This is a genomic window from Neobacillus paridis, assembly GCF_016765675.1.
In the GTDB taxonomy this organism is placed as follows: Bacteria; Bacillota; Bacilli; order Bacillales; family Cytobacillaceae; genus Neobacillus; species Neobacillus paridis.
This window is the reverse complement of record NZ_JAESWB010000414.1, coordinates 1-1,896: the sequence shown is the minus strand read 5'-3', so window position 1 is coordinate 1,896 and position 1,896 is coordinate 1. Positions and strand designations below refer to the sequence as shown.

The window sequence follows — 1,896 nt, the reverse complement described above, 5'->3', positions numbered from 1 at the left end:
ATGCATGATAGTAATGTAAAACTTATTCAAGAAGCATTAAATAAATACTTTGGTAAAAAAGTTGTGACAGTGGATGGATATTATGGTAATCAAACTGCTAACACAGTTAGGTTGTTTCAGGGTAAAAAAGGTTTAACGAAAGATGGTATCGTTGGAAAGAATACTTGGAATAAACTTTTTTAAAATGACTAAAACCATATTTATAAATAAAATTAATCAAATAAGTGATATTAAAGGAGGAAATAAAATGAAGATTAATTGGAAAGTGCGATTACGTCAAAAACATTTTTTGGTAGGCATGTTTTCAGCTATTTTATTGTTTGTTCAAACTGTTGCTGAATTATGTGGATTTCATATTTCAGATACAATAGGAGATAAGGTTACATATATTTTTAATTCCGTACTGGGAATATTGACTATTCTTGGAGTTGTAGTCGATCCTACTACTAAATCTTTAAGTGACTCTGAACAAGCACAAAAATATTCTGAACCAAAATAATTAATAATTAAAAGTGGAGTTGGTGTGATTTTCATAGATGTTGACTCCACTTTTTTTACCATGTTGTAATGTCATGGTGAATTTTATTTTGTGTAATTTTTGATGAAAATATACATGAGTAGATAGGTTATTTTATCATCTCTTTTATTTTTTTTGTCTCCAACTGTATGGCAATCAAATACAATTAATTTAATAATTTTAATGAAACTGCATGTATTTCGTGCAATCTTTTTTATTTGTAACTATGTGGTAAAAAATACTAAATACATTCTATTTTTCAATAAAATATGTCACACTTTTTAAAATTATAAATTCAATAATATCAATAATTTAACCTCCATCAAGTAAATTGAAAAAATTACTAAAAAGTCTAATTTGTTACACTTTTTTAAATTATTATTTAAAGGAGCATTCCTGTTAGAAGGATTTTAGGGGACTTGAAATAAAAAGAGCCCTCTTGGTATGATACGGGGTGTCAAAGCGTTTGACGCACAGCGAATGATGAAGGATATTCCTAGTCTCGCAGAGGCTATGTAAGCCCTACATCCCCTTAAAAGACCTAGACAACAGGATGACACGGAGAAGCTGGCACTATTTTTTCCATTCGACCTCGAGTCCCTAAAGGAGCTTCGCTAGCCCCTGCCTTATGACTAGACCGAACGAAGGAATGTAGGCACACTGATGCCCAGAGACATGGGAGGGTACGTCATCATAAGCTACGCAGAGATCCATTGTGCATCGCATAATTCCCTATCACTACTTTCCACCATTATCCAGTAGTGACCGCGTAGCGTACCAACCTGTTGGAATAGTTTCACATATTATGAAAATACTTCAGGTAACTTTGTCGAAAAATATTTTTTTGACACCGTACCAACGGCTCAAACCCTTGGTACATCAACATTTATAGAGGGAGGTGCTTTTTAATATACAATATGATTTCGTCCATAAATAATAGGTTCTTGACCATTTAAATATATGGTAAATAATAACTTATCTTCTATTTCAATTTTTTCAACTACTCCTCTAATTTCATCATATGAAAGTTTTTTATTAAATCTTCTTTCTATACAATTGATTAAAAATGATTCTTCTATTACTACACGTTTATGATTTGCTTTTCCTAATTCACTGTATGAGCAACAATATTTAATTTTTCCCCTCTCTACCCTTCTTTTATATGAACATCCGCATATTCTACAAAATATTTTACGTTGGAATAAAGATTTCATTCTTATCACCAACTATATTATATCAAAAAGAAAACCACTGTGTAATTAACAGTGGTTAAAATAATTATTAATTTAAAATTGTAATCTGAATCCTTATGTGGAAAGGGGATAACTAACTTTGCATAGTTTGCTTAATGTGATGTAACACTGCTTCGTAGTTTGGAT

At 30.9% G+C, this 1,896-nt stretch carries 3 protein-coding genes; 2 read left to right on the top strand and 1 reads right to left on the bottom strand.

Translation table 11 applies throughout. The features are described 5' to 3' along the window. Together JK635_RS23975 and JK635_RS23970 are read left to right on the top strand one after the other, a co-directional pair. Nucleotides 1–183 (top strand): peptidoglycan-binding domain-containing protein (locus tag JK635_RS23975; protein WP_202656461.1); only part of this gene is annotated, 183 nt, incomplete at its 5' end. 64 nt (nucleotides 184–247) lie between these two features. Next, nucleotides 248–499, top strand: coding sequence for a phage holin (locus JK635_RS23970; RefSeq protein ID WP_202656460.1), 252 nt, complete (start codon nucleotides 248–250; stop codon nucleotides 497–499). 923 nt (nucleotides 500–1,422) lie between these two features. On the opposite strand, the gene JK635_RS23965 is transcribed toward JK635_RS23970, so the two are convergent. After that, nucleotides 1,423–1,731 carry a hypothetical protein gene (locus tag JK635_RS23965; RefSeq protein ID WP_202656459.1) on the bottom strand — a complete coding sequence of 103 codons (309 nt, stop codon included), beginning with the start codon at nucleotides 1,729–1,731 and terminating at the stop codon, nucleotides 1,423–1,425. Between the last annotated feature and the right edge of the window lie 165 nt (nucleotides 1,732–1,896).

Excerpts from the sequence above, each read along its gene's own strand:
- JK635_RS23965 (WP_202656459.1), bottom strand. The coding sequence starts at position 1,731 with ATGAAATCTTTATTCCAACGTAAAATATTTTGTAGAATATGCGGATGT.
- JK635_RS23970 (WP_202656460.1), top strand. The coding sequence starts at position 248 with ATGAAGATTAATTGGAAAGTGCGATTACGTCAAAAACATTTTTTGGTA.